Raw genomic sequence first — 22,441 nt, 5'->3', positions numbered from 1 at the left:
TTTACGTTATATAGTATGACAAGTTTCAAGATTTTCAGTACGGGCGGCTGTTCTTAGATAATTTCTGAGAATTCTAATGAAATTCAAAGGAAAGTAGGGTATATTTTATAAATATAAACTTTTTTTCTAAATTGAGGAATCGAAATGGAGCTGATTCCGTGAGGATTTTATTAGTGGAAGATGAGCAGAGACTTTCCGAAGCCTTAGTGTATATTTTGAATAAGAATAATATTACGGTGGATGTAGCGAATGACGGAATTATAGGTCAAGGTATGGCTGAGATGGGAGGGTATGATGTAATTGTTTTGGATCGGATGCTTCCTGGCAAGGAGGGAGTAGATATTTTGAAATATCTGCGCTCCATCCAAATTAAGACTCCTGTGATTATCGTGACGGCTAAAGATGCCGTGGAGTCCAGGGTAGAGGGACTGAATGCAGGGGCCGATGATTATCTGATCAAGCCATTCTCCGTGGATGAGTTCGTAGCCAGAGTACGGGCGCTCGGTAGGCGCTCTGAAGCTGCTTTTACAGACAATAAGGTCAAGATTGCCGCACTAACTTTTGATCCGTTGCTGGGTGAAGCTATCTGTGATTCTACTACTATAAAATTCACACAAAAAGAGGCACAACTGTTGGATTTGCTTATCCGTAACCAAGGACATGTACTGACCAAAGAACAAATCCTGGAGCGGGTCTGGGGATTCGATACTGACGTCGAGATGAGCAGCGTGGAAATCTATATCTATTATTTACGTAAGAAACTGATCCCCAATGCATGTGGAATTACCATTAATACCGTGCGGGGCGTGGGCTACTGCCTGAAGGAGGCCTAACATGCTTCAAAAGGTCAGATGGAGATTAACATTTATTAATATCACAGTAATAGGCAGTATAGTGTTATTGTTCTCACTGGCGATTTACTGGAAATCACCCCGCAATCATGATGCTTTGTTTCCTTTGCTGTATAAATCACTTCCACTTCTCCTCATTACGTTACTTCTGGTATTTCTGGGGAGCTGGTTCATTGCCGGTAAAGCGTTGGTTCCGGCGAGAAAGGCATGGCAGAGACAAATTGATTTCACAGCGGATGCTTCGCACGAACTGCGTACGCCAATCACTGTTATTCAGACGAATCTGGAGCTTGTGTTGGGCAACCCTGAGGAGACCGTTGAGAGCCAGAAAAAGTGGCTGGATAATATCTTCATGGAGAATAAAAGAATGACCCATCTGGTTAACGATCTACTGATGCTTTCACGTGCAGATGCCAATGAGCATCCCTTCTCCCTGGTGTGGATGGATCTGGATCAAGTTCTTCTTGAAGCGCTTATCCCTTTTGAACCTCATGCAGCTAATGCAGACGTTACCTTAGTTTTCGATCTTGAACCGAATACATACTGCTGGGGAGACCCAGAGAAATTAAAGCAGTTAATCATTATTTTAATGGATAACGCTCTTCGTTACACTGACCGATCCGGCCAAATTACAGTTCAAATGGTCAAGAAAGACAAGACTGTAGAACTGTCAGTGGCCGATTCCGGTGTGGGAATAGAAGCGGAACATCTGGAGAAGATTTTTGACCGCTTTTACAGGGTTGATAAAGCCAGATCAAGAGACGGTGGGGGATCCGGTCTTGGGCTTGCTATCGCCAAGTGGATTGTGACGAAGCATCACGGACATATTCGGGCAGTAAGCAGCCCGGGGGAAGGGACAGCTTTTCAAATAACGTTGCCGGTGGTTAGAGCTTAATGAAGCAGCTAAAGCGTCTTACAGAAGGCTGTTTTTTAATAGGTTGTAAGTTGCGTAGTTCCTTCTGGTCAAGGGTACCCTGTAATGACTGTCTGGATAGATAATTTCGTGATTTCCCGGTATAGAGGGGAACGGAATAACTGCTTGTATATGTATAATATTGGCCAGATAGCTACGGTGGGGAATGAATATATTAGGAGAACATTGCTCTTTGATCTGCTCCAGATTCGTACTGGTCTCTATGACAGAATTATTGGCCATATAAATTTTGAATAATCGTTTGTCTGTCTTTTCTATAAAAAAAATATGGTCTTCATTAACATCTATGTCGTAATATCGTTGTTTAATATTGATCAAATGTGCTTTTTCGTGTAGCAACTGGTTGAGAAGTCTTTGTTCATTAAGGTTGGTTTTGGCTTGCCTGAGAGCCTTGTCCAGTCGGGCTTCCTGTATAGGCTTGTTGATAAAGTCCACCAGATTCAGTTCAAATCCAATACTGTAATGTTCGGGCAAAAAAGAGTTTGAAACCACAATAATTTGCAGCGGGAATCCTTGTTTGATTAGATTGCTGCAAGCGGATAAACCATCCATTCTGTCCAAAAGAATATCGGTAATAATGATATCAGGTTTGTACTTCATTACACTTTCCATTAATCTTGTTCCCGAGGAGACGCTATCCAGCAGATTGAGTCCTGCACCTAAGGCAGCCTGAATTAATTGTTTTCTTACATGATAGTCATCTTCTGCAACAATACAAGAATATCGTTCTTTCATGGCGATCTCCTTTTATAATTGAGAATCATATGAGTGTTTTCAGTATATTTTATATTTTTGACAGAAAAAAGTCTATGAGTTATTTCTTAGCTATATTATTGGAAGGTACTTTAATAACCTATGAGCGGAGAAGCAGGGGTGGTTGTCTGGGATGCTCAAGCATATGGTATATATTTGTGCGTTTATTTTTATCATTGTTTGTTTGGAAAATGGAGGATATTTTCTTGTTCATAGTAGTCATACCACTTCCTCTTTTGTAGTACTGGACAAGCCGGAGTACCGTCTTGGCGATTCCCCTTATGATGAAAGCGGAGTACCTGTGTGGACCTATCTGGACAAAACTCCGTGGGAGATTTCTAGCTCAACGTTCCTATCCAGAGCACGAGAAACAGAAGAACAGTATGTATGGTTTAAAATTAAACTTCCAGATGCAGCTTGGAAGCATCCTTATCTGTATATTTACCGGGTTCATGATAGGTTCGAAGTATACTCTAACAATAAGCTGCAGTATGCTTCCAGTGATTTGAAGCCGTCTCAACAATCATCTGCCAGCTGGACTTCGCATTATATTGAATTAGATGAAGAATTGCTGGGACACGATGTTTTTTTTCGTGTCAATTCAAATAGCCGACATCTTGGGTTTGAGCCCAAAATAATGATAGGCACTAATTCGAGTGTAATTAGAGAGCTTTTCTATGGGGATCTTGATAACTACGCGGCTGGTGTCATTCTAGGTTTTGTGGGTTTTTTGGCACTCTTCGTTTTTTTTCGATACAAAAAAGAACCTTCACTACTACATCTATCATTGTTTTCTGTAAGTGGTGGCATTATTGCTGTTACTGAGCAGGTGCAGACCCGTTTTTTGTGGAACACTCCGGTGCTGGATTCTTATCTCCATATTACAGCTATTTCTTTTATATGCGTACCCTTTCTCTCGCTTGTAGAAATGATGTACCAGAAGCAGACGATTAACAATAAAGTAATAAGAGTGTTAAAGCAAGGAGCTATTCTGCTGTTCTTTTTCGTAATCACATTGATGTGTTTTGATATGGAGCTACTGGACAGAATTAATTATCACATCTTGTTTTCTGTCTTTGTTTTTGTTGTGTTTTCAATTCTGAGTGTTACCTTGAGCCTTTCTCTAATCAAAAGAACAATGGATCAGGAATTGATTATATTAAGCTATGGCGTATTCGTATTTCTGCTAATCAATATGAAAGATCACATTGATCACCTCTTGCATTCTTTTATTTTTCTTCCGGGAAGAGGCATGAATTTGCAGCCTCATCCGGTACAAATTTCCTTGCCCTGGTCCTTATTGTGTATGATGATGACTTTTTCCATATTTCTGTACAGACGCTTTTCGAAAATTTCTGATCAAAATAAGCTATATTTAATGAAATTAGAGGAGCAGAATGAGGAACTACGGGGATTGAATACCATGAAAGATGACTTCTTGTTCAAGACCTCCCATGCACTGCTTGCTCCTTTAAAAGGGATGATTGGGGTTGCAGATTCACTTATAGAGGGCAGAAGCGGCTATTTAGACGAAGTGATTAAAAAGAGCTTATCCATGATTGTGATCAGCGGGAAAAGGCTGACTAATCTCGTTGACGGAATATTGGACTTTACCAAGCTTAAGTATGAAATAACAACCCTGGATCGTAAGGCCATTTCGTTAAGAGAGATAGCCGAACTGGTTATCCTTTCTTGTCGTACTCAGCTTCAGGGTAAACCAGTAAAAATTGCGAATAGGATTGATCCCAATGTTCCGCTTGTAGATGCGGATGAAGGCCGTGTTCAGCAAATCATTTATTATCTAATCGAAACTGCTATTAAATCTACCAATTGGGGAAATATAGAGATTAGCTCGAAGGTAATCGAAGGATATGTTCAGATTGAAATTCGGGATACAGGAGTGGGGATAACGCCGGAGAGGTGTGAAATCATCGAGAGCTGTGTAGAAGCGGATACCCAATTCTTTGCTGATGGAGGAGGAGAGGAAGTAGGTCTGGTAATCGCTAAACACTTGGTTCAATCCCACGGCGGCGACTTTCATCTCATCTCAGACCTGGGAGCGGGAACCACCGTGATATTTACACTCCCCATCTTTTCGGAGCCTAACGGCTGTTCGGTTCACCTTCCTGAGGAAGGCATAGCTGCAGATACATATGATATGACGGACCCGGCTGCAGAACACAATCTGCCTAATGATGCTGGATATTCTCAGAAAACGTTTATTCTCATTGTTGATGATGAGCCAATTAATGCTCAAGCTTTGCTCAACTTTTTGTCATCTGAGCAATATCTGGTTATGTTCGCATTAAGCGGGAGTGAGGCCATTGAGCTGATCAATAAAGGATTTGAGCCTGATCTGATTATATCGGATATTATGATGCCGCAGATGTCAGGATTTGAACTCTCCCAACGATTGAGGCAGATGTATTCTCCTAGAGATCTGCCAATCATTATGTTGGCTTCCTCCAATCTTGAGCAAGACCTGGCAAAGGGCCTGGATGCCGGAGTAAACGATTATTTAGTCAAACCCGTGTCAAAGCAGGAGCTGTTGGCACGTATAAAAATGCATACCCAGTTAACCAAGAGCAACAAAAATATAGAACTTATGCTATCTGAAAGAATAAGTAGAATCAGAAACATGTTAGATCATGCGGGACAAGGATTCTTGCAATTTGAAGACGATCTTCAGGTTCAAGCGGACTACAGCCGGGAATGCCTGGCGATATTCGGTTTTTCTATTGAACAGTATGATTTCCCCAGATTAATTTGCCCGCATCATGCGGAGAATCAACAATTTGTTAGGGATCTTCTTAAGAAGCTTTTTCATTCACAACTTAAAAAAAATCAGTTAGATACCTATCTTGCCCTATTGCCGGATACGTATGAAGCAGATGATCTGCTCTATAGAATTCAGTACCGGTTCTTTACTTGCAAACAGACAAATAAAAAGATTTGCCTAGTTACCATCAAGGACATCACCCAGCAACGATTGTTGGAGCAGCATCTGGAAAAGGAACGGCAGCAATTGAGAATGATAGTACAGGTAAGAAGCAATCATAATCTCTTTTGTGATTATTTACAGCAATACCGTGAGTACTCCCTTTCTCTAAACTACCTGATTGAAGGCAGACACGAATTGTTGTTAGAGGAGGTGATGGGGATATATAAGACCATACATACGTTCAAAGGATATTTTAAATCATTTCATATGCATACAAGTTCATCCAATATTTACGAGATGGAGAAACGATTATATGAATTCACAAGGAGAGCACATAAGGAGCAAGGCGATTTAACAACAATAATAGATGAATTGAAATTATTTGATACATGGATTCAGAAGGATATGGAGCTGCTTGAAGAAATTTTTGGGGAAACCTTCTTGGAGCAGGCGCATGTGTCTGGGAATGAAACAACAAGCTTAAAAAGTATTTCAGAGGTAACAGATTTAAATTCAAAAGAATTGTTAACACTGGCAAGAGAAATTGGCAAGAACATAAATCCGTTAGTCGTTACAGGCGCGGATATTGAAATTAATGTGGACCTTCACCGCGGAATCTCACAGATCCTGACCCATCTGCTGCGAAACTGTATTGTACATGGAATTGAGATTTCGGGTGAGCGGATAAGCAGGGGCAAGAGCCCTTACGGCACCATTCAATGTCATTTTTCACTACACCACGATAATGAAAGGCTTCACTGCATAATTATGGATGACGGACAAGGCATTCGAGAAGACTTAGTCAACAATATTTTTGAAGAAGGTGTTACAACAAGCTTTGGGCTGAATTCTTATGCTGGTCATGGGCTCGGGTTATCAGTAGTCAAAGAATTGATTGAACGGCTAAATGGTTCTATTATAGTGATCACCGAACCGGGTGCAGGAACAGAAATGCTGATAGACCTTCCGTACCTTATTCATGATTATTCAAGGCGAAAGCTTAACGTATATTAAAAAAATTCAAATAAGAGAGTGGGAGAATATCCTGCTTTCTTTTTTTATGGAGTCTTCCGAAGCATCCATTCTACCGAAAGAGGTCGAATTTCCAGCCTAATTGTCCATTTTTAGTCCTATCTGGACAAAGGGGTTATTTATACCTACTTCTCCCTTTATAGTTAGTACATTGGGAGCGGAATACAGATTTTTCTGGAAAGAGGGAGGAGGTCACTGGTATATGAAGTTATTTTGCTTTTCTTATGCAGGCGGCTCGGCCATGTTTTACGGGAACTGGAAGGATTATTTTCAAGGCGTGGTATCCGTTATTCCAATGGAATTGCCAGGTAGAGGCAGCCGTTTTACAGAACCGTTATGCCGCAGTATTGAGGAAATGGTGGATGATGCCTTTAATAAGGTTCGGAGGCAGCTGGATGGCTCTGCGTACATATTATTTGGTCACAGTATGGGGACTATTGTCGTTACTGAGCTTATTAACAGGTTATTGCTTGCAGGATACTATGAACCTCAGCATGTATTTCTCTCCGGGAGATTTCCGCCACATTTGGGTACTAAACGTCCTATAAGTGAATTCCCTGAAGAGCAGTTCATCGACGAAATCTACCGGATAGGAGGAACTCCACGGGAGCTTATTGAGAACAAGGAGTTATTTCAGATGTTCATCCCGATTTTGCGGGCCGATTATAGAGCGTTAGAAACATATTCATATAGAGATAGGGGCTTTCTCTGGAACTCGGATATCACTGTATTAACTGGGGAGGAGGATGCAACACTTACCGAATCCGATAACAAAGCCTGGAAGAACTATACTCTTGGAAGCTGTAGCTTCATCGAATTCCCGGGAGGGCATTTCTATCTTTTTGAGCAAGCCAAGAGCGTTACAACATTAATTAATGAGACACTGCTGAGCAGAAAATATGCTGAAAGGAGTATGAGTTACTAATGAGAACAATAACTGCGCATAAAAAAGAAACCGCACCACTGAATTATCTTTCGGATGAGGAGAAGAAGTTTCAGAATCATGTAAAGCATTTTGCCCAGATAGAAGTTAGCCCGCTTATCCATCAAATGGATAATGACGCGAAGATGGATAAAGGACTTATAAATAGTCTGTTTACAGAAGGGCTGATGAATATAGAAATTCCTGAGGCGTATGGGGGATCAGCACATCCCTTTTTCTATTCGATCCTGGCGATTGAGGAAATGGCAATTGTTGATCCGGCAGTAGCCGTCTTTATCGATGTGCATAATACACTGGTAGTTAATGCACTTATACGCTGGGGAACCGAGTTGCAGAAAGAAAGGTTTTTGCCAAGATTGGCGAACGGCACTGTAGGTGCATTCTCCATTACGGAAGAAGAAGCGGGCAGTGATGCGGCCTCTTTGACCTGTCGGGCAGAGAAGGTAGACAACGGGTATATTTTGAACGGTAAAAAACACTGGGTAACCAATGCGGCTGAAGCCGAATTGTTCATCATGTTCGCGAAGGTTCCTTCCTCCAATCCAGCACAGTCATCCAGCAGCGGGCATTTAACCGCATTCATCATTGACAAGAACGTATCTGAAGGAATAACTGTTTGTGAGCCGCAATTAAAAATGGGAATCCGGGCAAGCTCCACCTGCGACATGATTATGGATAATGTGTTTGTACCCGATGAGAATGTTTTGGGTTCTCGAAGCAAAGGGCTAATGATCCTGCTTGAGACGTTGTCAGATGGAAGAATTGGTATAAGTGCTCAAATGTTGGGCCTTGCGCAAGGCGCTTTTGATGAAGCTGTGAAATATTCAGGAGAACGAATTCAATTTGGAGAATATATCTCCACTTATCAGGGGGTACACTTTCCTCTTGCTCAGCTGGCAACGGAAATTCAGGCAGTTCGATTAATGATCTACAATGCGGTGCGGATGAAACAAGCTAAATGTAACTTTAGAGAGCTTGTCCTTCATTCAAGCATGGTTAAGCTGTACGCTTCTCAGGTGGCGGAAAGAGCTGCCTCGCAATGCCTGGAGATTATTGGCGGGAAGGGATACATGAAAGGAAATGTATTAGAAAAGTTATATAGAGATGCTAAAATCGGAACGATTTATGAAGGCACATCGAATATACAGCTTAGTAATATAGCAAGGCATTATGTGAAAATTAAATAGTGGAGGGTATATTGCATGAGAGACTTATATGCTGTGGTCCAAGCGTCGGATACTCTTGATTCTGAGGAATTGAAAAAGAACTCAACAATTGTCGAGATACTGCAAAAACGTGCAGCGATCCACCCGGATCAACCAGCTTTTTGTTTTCTCACATATTTGAGTAACAAAAGACAGGAGCATAAGCTGAACTTTAAACAACTGGATACAGGAGCACGCAAGGTAGCTGCTTATATGCAAAGCTTGGGGTTGTCCGGGAAACGGGCCATTCTAATGTATCCGGATGGTTTGGATTTTATTGTCGCTTTTTTGGGTTGTCTTTACGCGGGAGTAACTGCCGTCCCTCTCTATCATTTCATTACTAGAAGAAAGTCTGACCGGATGTTGTCTATCATAGAGGACTGTGATCCCCAAATCTTTATGAGCGATAGCAAGCGCATTTCAACGATCAAAAAATTTACCGATAATCAATTCTCCGGCACAACCTTTAATTGGTTAACAGTGGAACAGGCGGAGGAAGTGAATCCGGACGATTTCAAGCCAATGAACTACCAGCGAGATGAACTGGCTTACCTGCAGTATACTTCAGGCTCCACCTCTACACCTAAGGGAGTCATGATCACGCATAACAACATCATGCACAATATGGATGTTAACCAATGGAGCTTTGACCTTACACAGGATTCCATTGGCGTGTCATGGATTCCTCATTATCATGATATGGGACTTGTGCTCACGATCTTACAGCCCATTTATTCAGGATATCGCCAAGTCTTCATGCAGCCGGCAGATTTCGTATCAAGACCGTTCCGGTTTTTGAAAGCGATATCCGATTTTAAGGGTACCATGACACTTATGCCCAACTTTGCCTATGAACATTGCGTTCTCCATGCTACAGCCGAACAGAAGCAGGAGCTAGATTTATCCAGCATTGTTATAGCCATTAACGGTGCTGAACCTGTTCAATATTCTACTCTGGAAGTGTTCAATCAGGCCTTCCAAGTATGCGGCTGGAAGGAGAATGCTATGGCCCCTGCATGGGGTCTGGCAGAGGTGACACTTACGGTAACAGCCCATAAGCCGACGGGTGGTCCGGTCCGGGTATTGGATGTAGATCAATATAAGCTTGAGCAGAATATCGCTGAACCGGCCGGCAAGGATTCAGGTACGATACGTTACTGCAGTGTGGGAGCAGCGAGAGCGGATACACAGGTGGTGATTGTTAACCCTGATACCCTGACAGAGTGTCCCGAGGGGCATGTCGGAGAGCTTTGGGTATCATCAGATAGCGTCGCTATTGGATATTGGAATAAACCTGAGAGCACTAACGATACGTTCGCAGCTTATTTGGCTGTAACGGGAGAAGGGCCTTTTATGCGTACAGGCGACTTGGGTTTTGTATGGGAAGGGCAGCTATACATTAGCGGCAGAATAAAAGACGTAATTATTATCCGGGGTTCGAACTATTATCCAAATGATATTGAGTTTACGGCAGCCCATTGCCATCCCCAGCTTGTACCTAACAGCTGCGCAGCATTTGCTGTCACGGAGGGGAATCAGGAATGCTTATATATCGCCCAAGAAATTAAACGGACGGAGACCAACCGGATAGATGCACTGGGGATCTGTGACAGCATACGTAAATCTGTTGCTGAAATTCATGGATTACAAGTACAAGGGATCTTGTTATTGCGCTTTGGAGGGATACATAAGACATCCAGTGGAAAAGTTCAGCGCAAGCAGTGTAAAGAAGCCTACTTGCAGGGTGAGCTTGATGTGTTGCATACCAGTATCGCCGGTCAGGACAATAATGATGTGAAAGAACCATCCGCTGAATTAAAGCAAATCGAGAAGTGCCTCCTTGAGCTAGTTGGCAGTTCAACCCGTATAGACTGCAAGCAAGTCCGTATTACAAGCAGTATGGTGACTATGGGACTCGATTCAATGGCGATGATGATGCTCAAGCAAAAAATCGAAGATATGTTCCTGTGCCAGCTTGAACTGGCTGATCTATTCAACTGCACGTTAGCGGAATTGGCATGTATTATTAAGGATTTCACCCATTCGAAAGAAGGGTCAATACATCCATTAGAGGATTTGGCAGCGCTCGGTTCTATTAAGGACGTAGAGAGTGAAACCTTCCCTTTGACGGAGCTTCAGAATGCCTATTGGATGGGGCGTAATGAAGGCTTTGAGATAGGTGGAATTGCCGCTCACGGGTACCTCGAAATAAAGGTGAAACGAATGGATGTGGATCATAAGCGATTAAACCTTGCATGGCAGAAAATTGTAAAGCGCCATGAAATGCTCAGAGCTATGATCACTTCAGACGGAAAACAGCTTATAGTAGATTCGAACTCAAGCTATGATATTACTTACCACGATTTAAGTACACTGCATTCAACCCTTCAACAAGATCACTGCGAAGAAATAACACGCAAACTCAGTCATCAGGTTATCCCTCTGGATACTTGGCCGATGTTTGAAATTCATCATAGCAAGCTAGGCCCACAGGAAAGTATTTTGCATTTCAGTATTGATCTAATGATTGCGGATATCTGGAGCATCAATCTGCTATTTAAAGAGTGGTACCAGACGTATGTAGATCTGGAAACATCGCTCAATGAATTAAATTACACCTTCCGGGATTATTGCCATGCGTTAGAGCTGCTTAAGGGAACTGAGTTATATCGGAAATCTGAGATTTATTGGAAAAATCGTGTGGAGCAGCTGCCTCAGGCCCCCGTCCTGCCATTGGTTAAGTCGTTAATGAATCTGGGTGAAATCAAATTCCATCACCGGAGTTACACACTTCCTTCACACCTGTGGAACAAGTTAAAGGAACAGTCTTCCTTACACGGAGTGACGCCCTCTGTAGTTATTCTTTCGGCGTACTCCAAAATACTCGGAATGTGGAGCCAATCGGCACAATATTCACTGAACTTGACGCTCTTTAACCGGCAGCCCCTTCATCCCGATATTCACCTGCTCGTTGGCGAGTTCACTTCAGTTCTGGTATTTGGAGTAGACCTGGCACGAGCCGAATCCTTTGCGGACTATGCGCAACGGATACAGCGCCAACTGGCTGAAGATATGGATCACCGTTATTACAGTGGTGTTAATGTAGTTAGGGATCTTGGTCATAAGTGGGGGAAATCACCATATGAGTCTGTTCTGCCAGTAGTCTTCACAAGTGCGATATCCAGCGAATCCTCCATGGTATTCGGTGGAGGCGACAATTTTTTTGGAAAAGTAGAGACCCAATCCCAGACGCCTCAGGTGTACCTGGATCACCAGGTGTATGAAGAGGGAGACGATTTGATTCTAAGCCTGGATGCCATAGAAGAATTGTTTCCAAATAAGATGCTGGATGATCTATTCCATGTGTACATTAAATACCTGGAGGAACTGGCCTTACATTCAGAGAGATGGAGCAGTCTGGACGGCGGTCTTCTGCCTGAGAAGCAGCTGGAGCGGAGAACTACGTATAACCGGACCGAAGCACAGTTGTCCGAAGTGCCTGATGAGATGCTGTACAGCCGGTTTGTGAAGCATGCGATTCAAAAGCCGGGGAATGCAGGAATCATTACATCTGCACGTACATTAACGTATGGGGAAATATTGAACGGTGCCAGTTTTATTGCAGCTTCATTAAAAGCACAGGGAGCTAGGCCGAATGAATTAATTGCTGTATCTATGGAAAAATGCTGGGAACAAATCGTAGTTGTTCTAGGAGTTGTAATGGCAGGAGCCGCTTATGTGTGCATAGATCCTGCATTGCCTAAAGCGCGTCAAGAATATGTGATGGAGCATAGCAGTGTCAGGTTTATTTTCGCCCAACGCCTCCTTAAGGGCCTGCCTCCCGGCATAACCTGTTGTGTCGTGGATGAGACTATTTTACAGGAGCAGGTCAAAATTGTAGAGACTGATGCCAGTCCGGATGATTTGGCCTATGTGTTATATACTTCGGGATCAACAGGACTGCCTAAAGGGGTGTCCATCTCTCACCGGGGAGCACTTAATACGATTCTGGATATTAATCATAAGTTTGAGATTCATGAAAAGGATCGGATTTTGGCATTGTCTTCTCTCAGTTTTGACTTGTCGGTGTACGATATTTTTGGAATTCTCCTGGCGGGAGGAGCTATTGTTATCCCTGATCCGTCTACGGAACGCAACCCTGCACATTGGTTAGAGATGATGAAGCGGCATAAAGTTACGATTTGGAATTCGGTTCCATCCTTGATGGAGATGCTGGTGGAGACAGTAGAAGCGATGCGATGCAGCATCCAATTAAGGACGGTACTAATGAGTGGTGACTGGATTCCATTACATCTTCCTGAGCGTATTTGGCGGCTTGGGCCTGCTACGGAAATTATCAGTCTCGGCGGAGCTACTGAAGCATCTATCTGGTCGATCTACCATCCTCTCCGTTATATAGATTCTTCTTGGAGCAGTATTCCGTACGGGAAACCTTTGTCCAATCAAAAGTTTTACGTGCTTCACCCGGATTTAAGTGATTGCCCGGAATGGGTGACAGGCGAATTGTACATTGGCGGTGCCGGAGTCGCTTTGAATTACTTTGGGGATCAGGAAAAGACGAAGAGGTCATTTGTGCAGCATCCTGTTACAGGTGAACGGATCTATAGAACAGGAGATTTAGGGCGTTTTCATCCTGAGGGTCATATCGAATTCCTGGGCCGTGAAGACTTCCAGATTAAGCTGGGCGGCTTCCGTATTGAACTGGGCGAAATCGAGAGCGTGATTCATCAGCATCCGAAGGTAAGAAGAGCTGTAGTTAAGAAGGTCTTAGGTAAAGAAGGAAACGCCAGCTTAGCCTCCTATCTTGTTCTGCATTCAGCGGTTGAGTCAGAGGACATGGCAAAACAAGGCGGAGATGATTTCGGCCGCAATATGTCACAAGAGCTGCGGGACGACAGCTTCATTACTGACAAGCAGGAAAGGATTCTTTTTAAACTAAGCCACAAGGGACTTAGAGCGCCTGAAATGTTAATGCGTGAATCCGGAGAAACGGGAGAACACACGATAATGCTGGAGGCGCAACCATTCGATCATGACGATTATATTAAACGGTCCAGCTCCAGACGTTTTCTGGATACTCAGGTGTCTCTGCGGACTCTTTCCAGCTTCTTAGGGTGTCTGCAAGGCAGGGAAGTTGGGGATGCAGAACGTTTCCGCTATGGTTCGGCAGGACATTTATACCCTGTGCAGGTGTATTTATGTATTAAGGACAATAAGGTAGCTGGATTAAGCGGAGGTACTTATTATTATCATCCTTTGGATCATACGCTGATTCCTCTCCGTACCTCCAAGGAAATGAATGGGGATCTGCATGTCATTGAGAATAGAATGATATACGAATCGGCGGCCTTTACGATTTTCCTGATAGGAAAGCTCCCGGCGATTGAACCCTTGTACGGCAAACGTTCCAGAGACTATTGCCTGATTGAAGCGGGTCTAATCATACAGCTGCTGGAGACCTCTGGTATTCAGAATGAAATTGGAGTATGCCAAATCGGTGCATTAACCGATGAGCGTCGGGTTCCCGAACTATTGGCGTTGGATTCAGATCATATCCTTCTTCATACTTTATTGGCTGGAGGGGTTGATTATGCAGATCCGCTGCGGGGAGTTCCTACGGAAGCGAAAGACAACTTACCCATTGAGTCCTTCCCAGAACGAGTAGAAGAGGAAATTCGTAAATATTGTACTCAAAAGCTCCCGCATTATATGGTGCCTTCATCCTTTACATTTATGGACAGATTGCCGCTCACGCCGGTTGGCAAGGTCGATTTGAAGGCATTGCCGGAACCGGCAATTGAACGGCCAACGGATCAGGGGAACACGAACCCGGCAATGAATGAGATGGAAGCTCTAATCCATCGTATATTTTTCGCGAAATCAGGCATGAATGCCCAGCTTGATGTCCACAAAAGCTTCCTGGAGCTTGGGATTGATTCATTGACAATCACCCGGGCTTGGAGAGAGATCGTACAAGAGACCGGGATTCAGTTCCCCGTTGTCCGCGTTTTTGAAAAACCTACGATCGCCAGCTTGGCCGCGTTCCTAATGCAGCAAGATGCAGAATCGCAGAGTAAACTGCTTGTAAATGAAGCCATTGCGGATACAGCTGTTAGCGAGAAAGCGGCGAAACAGAGACAAGCATTAATCAATCGAAGCAAACGCCGCTGACATTATATGGGCAAGCCACAGAAAAGGAGAGAGTCATGGATAATAATTTTGGTGCATTAGATATAGCCGTAATTGGTATGGATTGCCGATTTCCTGATGCTGCAAGCCCGGAAGAGTTCTGGGGTAACCTGGTAAGCGGATTAGAGTCTGTAATTCCCATATCGGATGAAGAGCTACTATACTCAGGCATTCGGCAGGAGACGTTAGAACATCCGAATTATGTGAAATACGGCTCCTTTATAGATCATTATGATAAGTTTGCCGCCTCCTTTTTTGGATACAGTGCCAAAGAAGCGGCTATGATGGACCCCCAGCATCGAATATTTCTGGAGCTGTGCTGGCATGCTCTGGAGAAATCCGGTTGCGATTCTGAGCAATACAATGGAAGTATCGGGGTATTTGCCGGCTCGACCTTTAATTCCTATTTGCTGAACAATGTACTGAATGGAAGGGGGGCAGGCAGTAGTGCTGATAATTTCTTTGTACAAATCTCCAATGATAAAGATAATTTGGCAACCCGTGTTGCTTACAAGATGAACTTATCGGGTCCTGCTCTATCCATTCAGACAGCGTGTTCTACTGCCTTGGTGGCCATCCATTACGCTTCCCAGAGTCTGCTGAATCAGGAATGCGATGTTGCATTGGCGGGCGGAGTTACTGTGCGCAGTCCTCACAAGACAGGTTATATGTATCAGTCAGATATGATCTTATCTAAAGACGGACATTGTCGCCCTTTTGATGCTGATGCTTCAGGAACTATATTTGGCAGTGGAGCAGGGGTAGTCGTCTTGAAACGGTTGGAAGATGCTGTTCGGGATGGCGACATCATTCATGCTGTGATCAAAGGTTCCAGTGTTAATAATGATGGCGGCGAAAAGGTGGGTTATACTGCACCAGGAAGAAAAGGGCAGGAGACGGTTATTAAGACTGCGTTGGCACTCGCGGACATTCCGCAGCATAGTATTACCGCTGTTGAGGCTCATGGTACCGGTACCTTTTTGGGAGACCCGGTCGAGTTCGAATCGCTAAACCAGGTGTATGGTTCCAGTCATCATCAACAGCAGATTGCTCTCGGCTCGGTAAAAAGCAATTTGGGACATTTGGAGTGTGCAGCGGGAGTTGCGAGTTTTATCAAGATGGTGCTGTGCCTGAAGCATAAAATACTTGTTCCGAGCCTGAACTATCAGACGCCTAATCCTCATTTGCAAATCGAGAAATCACCGTTTTATGTGAATACGCAGGTCAAGGATTGGGAGCGGGTAGAGGGAGAACCGCTAAGGTGTGCCATCTCATCTTTTGGGATCGGAGGAACGAATGCACACTTGATTTTGGAGGAATGGACCGAAACGAAGAACTCCGCGGCTTCCTCTCCAGAGCTTGTGCTGCTGTCTGCACGAAGCCAGCACGCATTAAGCGAAATGTCAGCAAGTATGGCCTGCTTTTTAAGGTCAAATCCAGAGGTGAATTTGGGCGATGTAGCTCATACCCTAAGAGTTGGGCGCAGAGCATTTGAGTATCGGCTGGCAGCTGTTGGCTCCACTGCCTCAGATTTGGCTGGTGTACTTGAGGATTACGAGACAAAAAATAAATGGATAGGCTTCATCAAACAGACTAAACCGAGAATTGTGTTTATGTTCCCGGGACAAGGTTCTCAATATATTCATATGGCGAAGGAACTGTACGATAGTGAGCTTGTATTCAAACAGTTGATTGACCAGGGAGCTGATCTGTTACAGGAATTTATGAAGATTAATGTGCTGGCCGTGCTCTTTCCGTCAGAGGGGGAAGAAGCAGAGGCAGAACGTCTGCTCACATTAACTCATATTACACAACCGGTGATATTCCTGATTGAATATGCGCTAGCCAAGCTCTGGATGAGCTGGGGAATCAACCCGGATGCATGCATAGGACACAGTATTGGTGAATATGCTGCTGCCTGTCTGGCAGGTGTATTTACATTTGAGCAGGGACTGATGCTGACGGCTAAAAGAGGCGAGTTCATATGTAATCTTCCCGCTGGCTCTATGTGCGGTATTTCGGCCTCTGAGCAGGATATAACTCCTTACTTGACTGAGAAACTATCTGTTGCTGCTGTGAATGGGCCGGGGTTTACGGTTGTAAGCGGACCGGAGAATGACATAAGAAAGTTCATGCAGACCATTGAGGAGAATGGCATAAGCTGCAGTAGGCTGCACACCTCTCATGCTTTCCATTCATGGATGATGCAACCGGCTTATGAGCAATACTTACGGTTTATGCAAGGAATAACACTCAATCAGCCAACAATTCCTTACCTGTCTAATGTAACCGGTGATTGGATTGAAGCCGGACAAGCTACATCACATGAATACTGGGCCAGTCATATTATCTCTTCGGTACGTTTCAGTGATGGGGCGGACAAGTTATTGGAGAATGAGGAGAGTCTCTTTATTGAAGTTGGGCCTGGAAACGTCTTGAGTATCTTTATGAAAAATATTCAACCGACGACTAAGGTGTTCGCTTCTCTGCCGCATGCCAGGGAAAAAAGCCATTCTGTGAAATACATTTACGGTTCAGCCGGGAAGCTGTGGACTAATGGTGCTGTATTCCATTGGAATGAATTCTCGGAAGAAGGCACCCGGCGTAAAGTTGAACTTCCTGTGTACCCGTTTGAGCGGAGACGGTATTGGATGGAGCCCCACACCCATGACCTGGACACTGATTTTGATGTGGTGATAAGCGATTCGGAGTCCGGGCTTGATGAGCAGGATAAGGTGCTGTACAGCAGCGGACAAGCCCCTCGTAATGAGCTTGAACAGAAGACGATGTATGCTTTTTCAGCTGTGCTTGGCTTCCATTCCATCGGCATTTACGATAGCTTCTTTGAACTGGGCGGACATTCTTTATTGGCAATTCAATTGCTGTCCAGGATAAACGAGCAATTCGGAATTGAAATTAAATTGAATGAGTTTTATAAATTTCCTACGGTTGAAGCTTTAGCACAAGAAATCGGGCTTGCTATTTCTTCAAGAGCAGATCAGCCTTCTGAACCCGCGCAAGAGCTTTGGAAGCTCAATAATGTTATTGAGGATGTGGAAAGGAGAGCTGATCCGTTCCCATTAACCGAAATGCAAGAAGCACAATGGCTGGGACGGATATCCAGTTTCGGTGTGGGCAACATAGCGGCGCATGTCTATTACGAATCGGAGAAAGAGGGACTTGATATTCAGCGACTGGAGCAAAGCTGGCAAGCGTTGATCGACCGCCATGAGATGCTTCGTTCAGTCCTGTTACCCGACGGAGGCCAGCGCATCCTTACGGAGAGATTAACCTATAACATTCGGAATTTGGATGTGCGGAAACTGGATCACGAGTCGGCTGAGGCAGAAGCGCTAGTTGTCCGGTCCCAAATGGACCACGTTGTCCGTCCTGTAACGGAATGGCCTCTCTTTGAGATTCGTACAACGCAGTTACCCGAGAACAAGGTGCGTATTCATTTCAGTATGGATTTGGTGATTTGCGATGTGGGCAGCATGCGGATTCTGCAGAGCGAGTGGGCGCAGCTGTACAGGGGAGAAGCTCTTCAGCCTGCGGTGTTAGACCTTTCCTTCAGGGATTATGTTCTGGCAGAGAAGCAACTGAAGGATTCACCGCCATACGTCAAAGCGGATGAATTCTGGGAGCAGAAGATAAAGAGTCTGCCAGCGAATACAGCTCCTGAGCTGCCAGTGGCTAAGGATATTTCATCTATAACAGAAATCCGGTTTAAACGTTGGAGTTTTGTTGTTGAAACCTCCAGATGGGATCAAATTAAAGAGGCTGCTGTAAAACGGGCGTTATCTCCTTCCAGCGTGATTCTAACCGTGTTTGCTCAGGTACTCGGTCTTTGGAGCAAATCCAATGAGTTTTGTATTAATACACCGATCATTAACCGCTTGCCTATTCATGAGCAGGTCAAGCAGATTGTAGGGGAATTTGCCTCCTTTGCTCCGGTTGTTGTCAGCCTGAATAAACAGAAGACCTTTGAAGAATGTGCCAGAGAATTACAGCAGAATAGTTGGGAGAATCTCGATAACCGGTATATAAGCGGAACTTCTATCTTACGTAAGCTGGCAAAGCTGCGAGGCGGGAGTTCAGGACCAGTGTTTCCGGTTGTCTTTACTAGCACCATCGTACAAAAGGTTGCAGGTGAAAAAGAGTTCTTCGAGACATTGGGTGATTATTCCTACCTGATATCTCAGACTCCTCAAGTATGGCTGGATCATACGGCAATGGAGATGGAGAATGGCCTCTTGCTAAGCTGGCATGCGCTGGAAGAGATGTTCCCGCAAGGAATGCTGGACCAAATGTGGGAGACTTACGAAGGAATTATGAATCGGTTAGCTACTGATGAGTCTACATGGAGCAGTACTTATAATCAGCTACTTAGAGAGGTTGATCTGTCTATCGTTCTTGAGGCCAACGCCACGGATCAGCCAATAGATTGTGAATTGTTACACGATCCAATCTTCCGTTATGCCAAGGCGAATCCCAATCAAATCGCGTTAGTGACCTCCCGGAAGGAAATAAGCTATGGAGAATTGGATAAGCTGGCAACAGCAGTAAGCTGCAAATTGATGGAGAAGCAATTACGGCGTGCGGAGTTGGTTCCTGTCATCATGGAGAAAGGGTACGAGCAGGTAGTTGCGGTATTGGGCATTCTGCAAGGAGGCGGGGCTTATCTGCCGCTGGACCCGGAGCTGCCCCGGGAAAGATTGCAATATATATTGGAGAGCAGCGCGGTCAGAGTGATTCTGATACAGGAGAAATATCGTGCTTCTCTTCAGTGGATTCAGGACTTGGGAATTGCAGTCGAAACGATTACCTCACATAATGCAGTGTCCCCGGATAAGGTTACACGGCGGGATTCTTGTCAGGAGCTGGATGATTTAGCTTATGTCATTTTTACATCGGGTTCTACGGGAATGCCCAAAGGCGTTATGATCACCCACCGGGCAGCACAAAATACGATCATGGATATCAATGCCAAATTCCAGGTTAGTTCAGAGGATATAGGGTTTGCACTCTCCGAGCTGAATTTCGATTTATCGGTATACGATATATTCGGCATCCTGGGAGCAGGAGGGGAATTGGTGATTCCTGATGCCCATTCCTCACGTGACCCTAAGCATTGGCTGGATATGCTAAGTCTTCATAAGGTGTCTGTGTGGAATTCTGTTCCTGCACTGATGGCGATGCTGGTCGAATATACAGCGCTCTTAGAGGCCAGTCTTCCCTTTAGACTTGTTCTTCTGAGTGGTGACTGGATCCCGTTGAATTTAGCTTCCCGCATAAAGAAGCAGGCGGCATTGGCGCAGGTAATGGGTCTGGGAGGTGCGACGGAGGCTTCAATCTGGTCCAATTATTACCCGATTCAGGAAGTAGACCCTTCATGGAGGAGTATACCTTACGGTAAACCGTTATCCAACCAAAAATTCCACGTATACAATAAGGAGTTCGTTGATTGTCCGGTGTGGGTACCTGGCGATCTGTATATTAGCGGAAGAGGGTTGTCACTGGGATATTTGAATGATGTCACGCTCACAGACCAAGCTTTTATAACCCACCCTGATACAGGTGAACGGTTGTATAGAACAGGCGATATGGGGCGTTATCTTCCCGATGGGAACCTGGAGTTTATGGGACGCGAAGATTTTCAAGTGAAAATTTCCGGATTTCGGATTGAGCTGGAAGAGATTGAATCCGTGTTGTTAAAGCATATAGCCGTAAAAGGGGTCGTTGTCCATCTTGCAGGCAAGGATACGGATAAGAAAACTCTGACCGCTTACATCCTTGTAAAGGACGGAATGACGCTTGATACGAAGGAACTGAAATTATTCACTGCAAATGCTCTACCCAATTACATGGTACCGAATCAATATATGATTCTTGATGAATTCCCGCTTACTGTGAACGGTAAAATTGATCGTAAATCGCTTCCCGTTCCGGAGAATACCGGCAGAAAGTCGAAAGCTCAAGACCTGTCGGACAATAAAGTACTGAATATCTTAATCCCCATATTTGCAGAAGTGCTTCGTCTAGCGGAGGAGAAGGTTGATATCCATACCAATTTCTTTACGCTTGGAGGGGATTCGATTAGGGGAATTCAAATTATTAGTCTTGCTTCCAAGGAAGGCATAGAGATTTCACCGCAGTTATTCTTTGAACATTCTACACTAGCTGAGCTAGCAGAGGTTCTGAACAATAGTATGGTTGAGCTGGAAGATGGAGAGGAGCAGTATGTTGGAGAATTGCCTTTAAGTGCTGGTCAACAGCTTCTACTGGAAAGGTATGAATCTCTCCCAGCCTTAAATCAATCGCTTCTGTTCAAGGTGGAAAAGTTAATGGAACCGGAAAAATTGGAAAGTGCGTTTCAGTATGTAGTATCCAGGAATGCAGCATTGCAAATGCAGTTCAACCATAGTGACGGAGTCTGGACACAAGCTCTTTACAGTAAGGTAAAGAAGCCAGAGATTGATTATGTAGATTTGAACGGCCTGGAGGAAGAGGAGGTTCATAAATTGACCGAACAGATTCGTTCTGACCAGGAGCAGCAGTCAGCAGACATCCTGATCAAGCTAATTTTGTTGGATCAGCCAGATCAGAGATTGCAGTATATACTGCTGGTTTGGAATGAGCTGATTATGGACCAGCGTTCCGTAGGGCTATTCCTGGAACAGATCTATGATTGCTACAATCAGATCTCTGCGGGAGAGAAGATTAAGCAAATTCACCGTACCAAGCAATTTAGGGATTGGCTGAATCTGAACAGGGAGGAGCCTGCAGAACAAAGCCTGCAAGATTGGGATGACTCATCCGTAGCCCTTCACTTGGGTAATCCAACAGAAACCTCTGACCGTATGTGTACCCTAAACTTTACATTTATGAAAGAACCCGTCTGGAGTGCCGTGCTTGAGGAAGCAAAATTACAGGATTATGAGCTTCTCCTCATTGCAATGGGGTATTCAATGCAAGAGCTGGGTTATGCGCAGCAGCTTTGGGTTGATTGTATGTGTGAGGCGGAGCAGAAGGTGCTCGTGCAAAATGAAATGAATCATATCTTGGGCCAATTAGGCAGCATACATTCCGTTCTCTTCCGCTCAGATTATAGATCAGGATTGAGCGAATACATTCGAGCAGGCAAGACAACTATGCGTAATTGTAAAAAGTGGACAGAGGGTAAGCCCTCAATCCATCCAGAGATCAAGTTCACCTACAGTGAAGCACTGGAAAGGTTGAAACCCGGAATTGGTGTGAGCAGCGCAGTTTCATTGATCACGTCAACCAGCGAAAGAGCTTACCGTAGTCCCTACTTACTAGAAATAAGTGCATCTGCTGATCAGGAAGAATTGTTATTTCAAATCCAGTTTAATGCTGCCCAAGTAGATGATAGACGAATGGAGAAGCTGGGATACAGTCTATTACAGAATTTGCAGTCCTTATTCCTGTCTATCAAAAGTGAGGATTTGGATATGTATGTTGCAAGTGATTATCCTGACATGAGTTGGAGCGATGCAGAATTTGAATCATTCATGGGGATATTGGCAACCAGCCATTAAGAAGGGGAGGAAG

The 22,441-nt window shown here is 44.3% G+C and carries 8 protein-coding genes; 7 read left to right on the top strand and 1 reads right to left on the bottom strand.

Features of this window, described 5'->3' with window-relative positions; genetic code table 11:
• Nucleotides 1-158: 158 nt before the first annotated feature.
• Both MKZ07_RS19175 and MKZ07_RS19170 read left to right on the top strand, forming a co-directional pair.
• A complete protein-coding gene (locus MKZ07_RS19175) occupies nucleotides 159-833 on the top strand; it encodes a response regulator transcription factor (RefSeq protein WP_036694870.1) in 675 nt (224 codons plus the stop codon).
• 1 nt (nucleotide 834) lies between these two features.
• Nucleotides 835-1,746, top strand: a complete 912-nt coding sequence (locus MKZ07_RS19170) for a sensor histidine kinase (protein ID WP_051493439.1) — start codon at nucleotides 835-837, stop codon at nucleotides 1,744-1,746.
• An 18-nt stretch (nucleotides 1,747-1,764) separates the two neighbouring features.
• Here MKZ07_RS19170 and MKZ07_RS19165 read toward each other — a convergent pair whose 3' ends face one another.
• Nucleotides 1,765-2,520, bottom strand: coding sequence for a LytR/AlgR family response regulator transcription factor (locus MKZ07_RS19165; RefSeq protein WP_036694871.1), 756 nt, complete (start codon nucleotides 2,518-2,520; stop codon nucleotides 1,765-1,767).
• A 151-nt stretch (nucleotides 2,521-2,671) separates the two neighbouring features.
• Between MKZ07_RS19165 and MKZ07_RS19160 the strand changes: the two genes are divergently transcribed.
• The 5 genes from MKZ07_RS19160 to MKZ07_RS19140 all read left to right on the top strand — a co-directional run bounded on the left by MKZ07_RS19160 (nucleotide 2,672) and on the right by MKZ07_RS19140 (nucleotide 22,428).
• On the top strand, nucleotides 2,672-6,493 hold the full coding sequence (locus MKZ07_RS19160; protein WP_341027168.1) for an ATP-binding protein: 3,822 nt from the start codon (nucleotides 2,672-2,674) through the stop codon (nucleotides 6,491-6,493).
• A gap of 220 nt (nucleotides 6,494-6,713) precedes the next feature.
• Nucleotides 6,714-7,436, top strand: coding sequence for a thioesterase II family protein (locus MKZ07_RS19155; RefSeq protein ID WP_036694872.1), 723 nt, complete (start codon nucleotides 6,714-6,716; stop codon nucleotides 7,434-7,436).
• Nucleotides 7,436-8,641, top strand: coding sequence for an acyl-CoA dehydrogenase family protein (locus MKZ07_RS19150; RefSeq protein WP_051493441.1), 1,206 nt, complete (start codon nucleotides 7,436-7,438; stop codon nucleotides 8,639-8,641). Before MKZ07_RS19155 ends, MKZ07_RS19150 begins: the two co-directional genes overlap by 1 nt.
• A gap of 15 nt (nucleotides 8,642-8,656) precedes the next feature.
• The gene (locus MKZ07_RS19145) at nucleotides 8,657-14,851 is read left to right on the top strand and encodes an amino acid adenylation domain-containing protein (protein WP_341027166.1); all 6,195 of its coding nucleotides are present in this window, start codon (nucleotides 8,657-8,659) and stop codon (nucleotides 14,849-14,851) included.
• Between the two features lie 35 nt (nucleotides 14,852-14,886).
• Nucleotides 14,887-22,428 carry a hybrid non-ribosomal peptide synthetase/type I polyketide synthase gene (locus tag MKZ07_RS19140; protein WP_051493443.1) on the top strand — a complete coding sequence of 2,514 codons (7,542 nt, stop codon included), beginning with the start codon at nucleotides 14,887-14,889 and terminating at the stop codon, nucleotides 22,426-22,428.
• The last annotated feature ends 13 nt before the right edge of the window (nucleotides 22,429-22,441 follow it).

Origin of the sequence: Paenibacillus sp. FSL P4-0338 (genome assembly GCF_038002365.1) — a bacterium.
Taxonomy (GTDB): domain Bacteria; phylum Bacillota; class Bacilli; order Paenibacillales; family Paenibacillaceae; genus Paenibacillus_AQ.
The sequence above is the reverse complement of the archived record's forward strand: the minus strand, read 5'-3'. Positions and strand labels throughout refer to the sequence as shown.

Excerpts from the sequence above, each read along its gene's own strand:
- MKZ07_RS19170 (WP_051493439.1), top strand. The coding sequence starts at position 835 with ATGCTTCAAAAGGTCAGATGGAGATTAACATTTATTAATATCACAGTA.
- MKZ07_RS19165 (WP_036694871.1), bottom strand. The coding sequence starts at position 2,520 with ATGAAAGAACGATATTCTTGTATTGTTGCAGAAGATGACTATCATGTA.
- MKZ07_RS19160 (WP_341027168.1), top strand. The coding sequence starts at position 2,672 with ATGCTCAAGCATATGGTATATATTTGTGCGTTTATTTTTATCATTGTT.
- MKZ07_RS19155 (WP_036694872.1), top strand. The coding sequence starts at position 6,714 with ATGAAGTTATTTTGCTTTTCTTATGCAGGCGGCTCGGCCATGTTTTAC.
- MKZ07_RS19150 (WP_051493441.1), top strand. The coding sequence starts at position 7,436 with ATGAGAACAATAACTGCGCATAAAAAAGAAACCGCACCACTGAATTAT.
- MKZ07_RS19145 (WP_341027166.1), top strand. The coding sequence starts at position 8,657 with ATGAGAGACTTATATGCTGTGGTCCAAGCGTCGGATACTCTTGATTCT.
- MKZ07_RS19140 (WP_051493443.1), top strand. The coding sequence starts at position 14,887 with ATGGATAATAATTTTGGTGCATTAGATATAGCCGTAATTGGTATGGAT.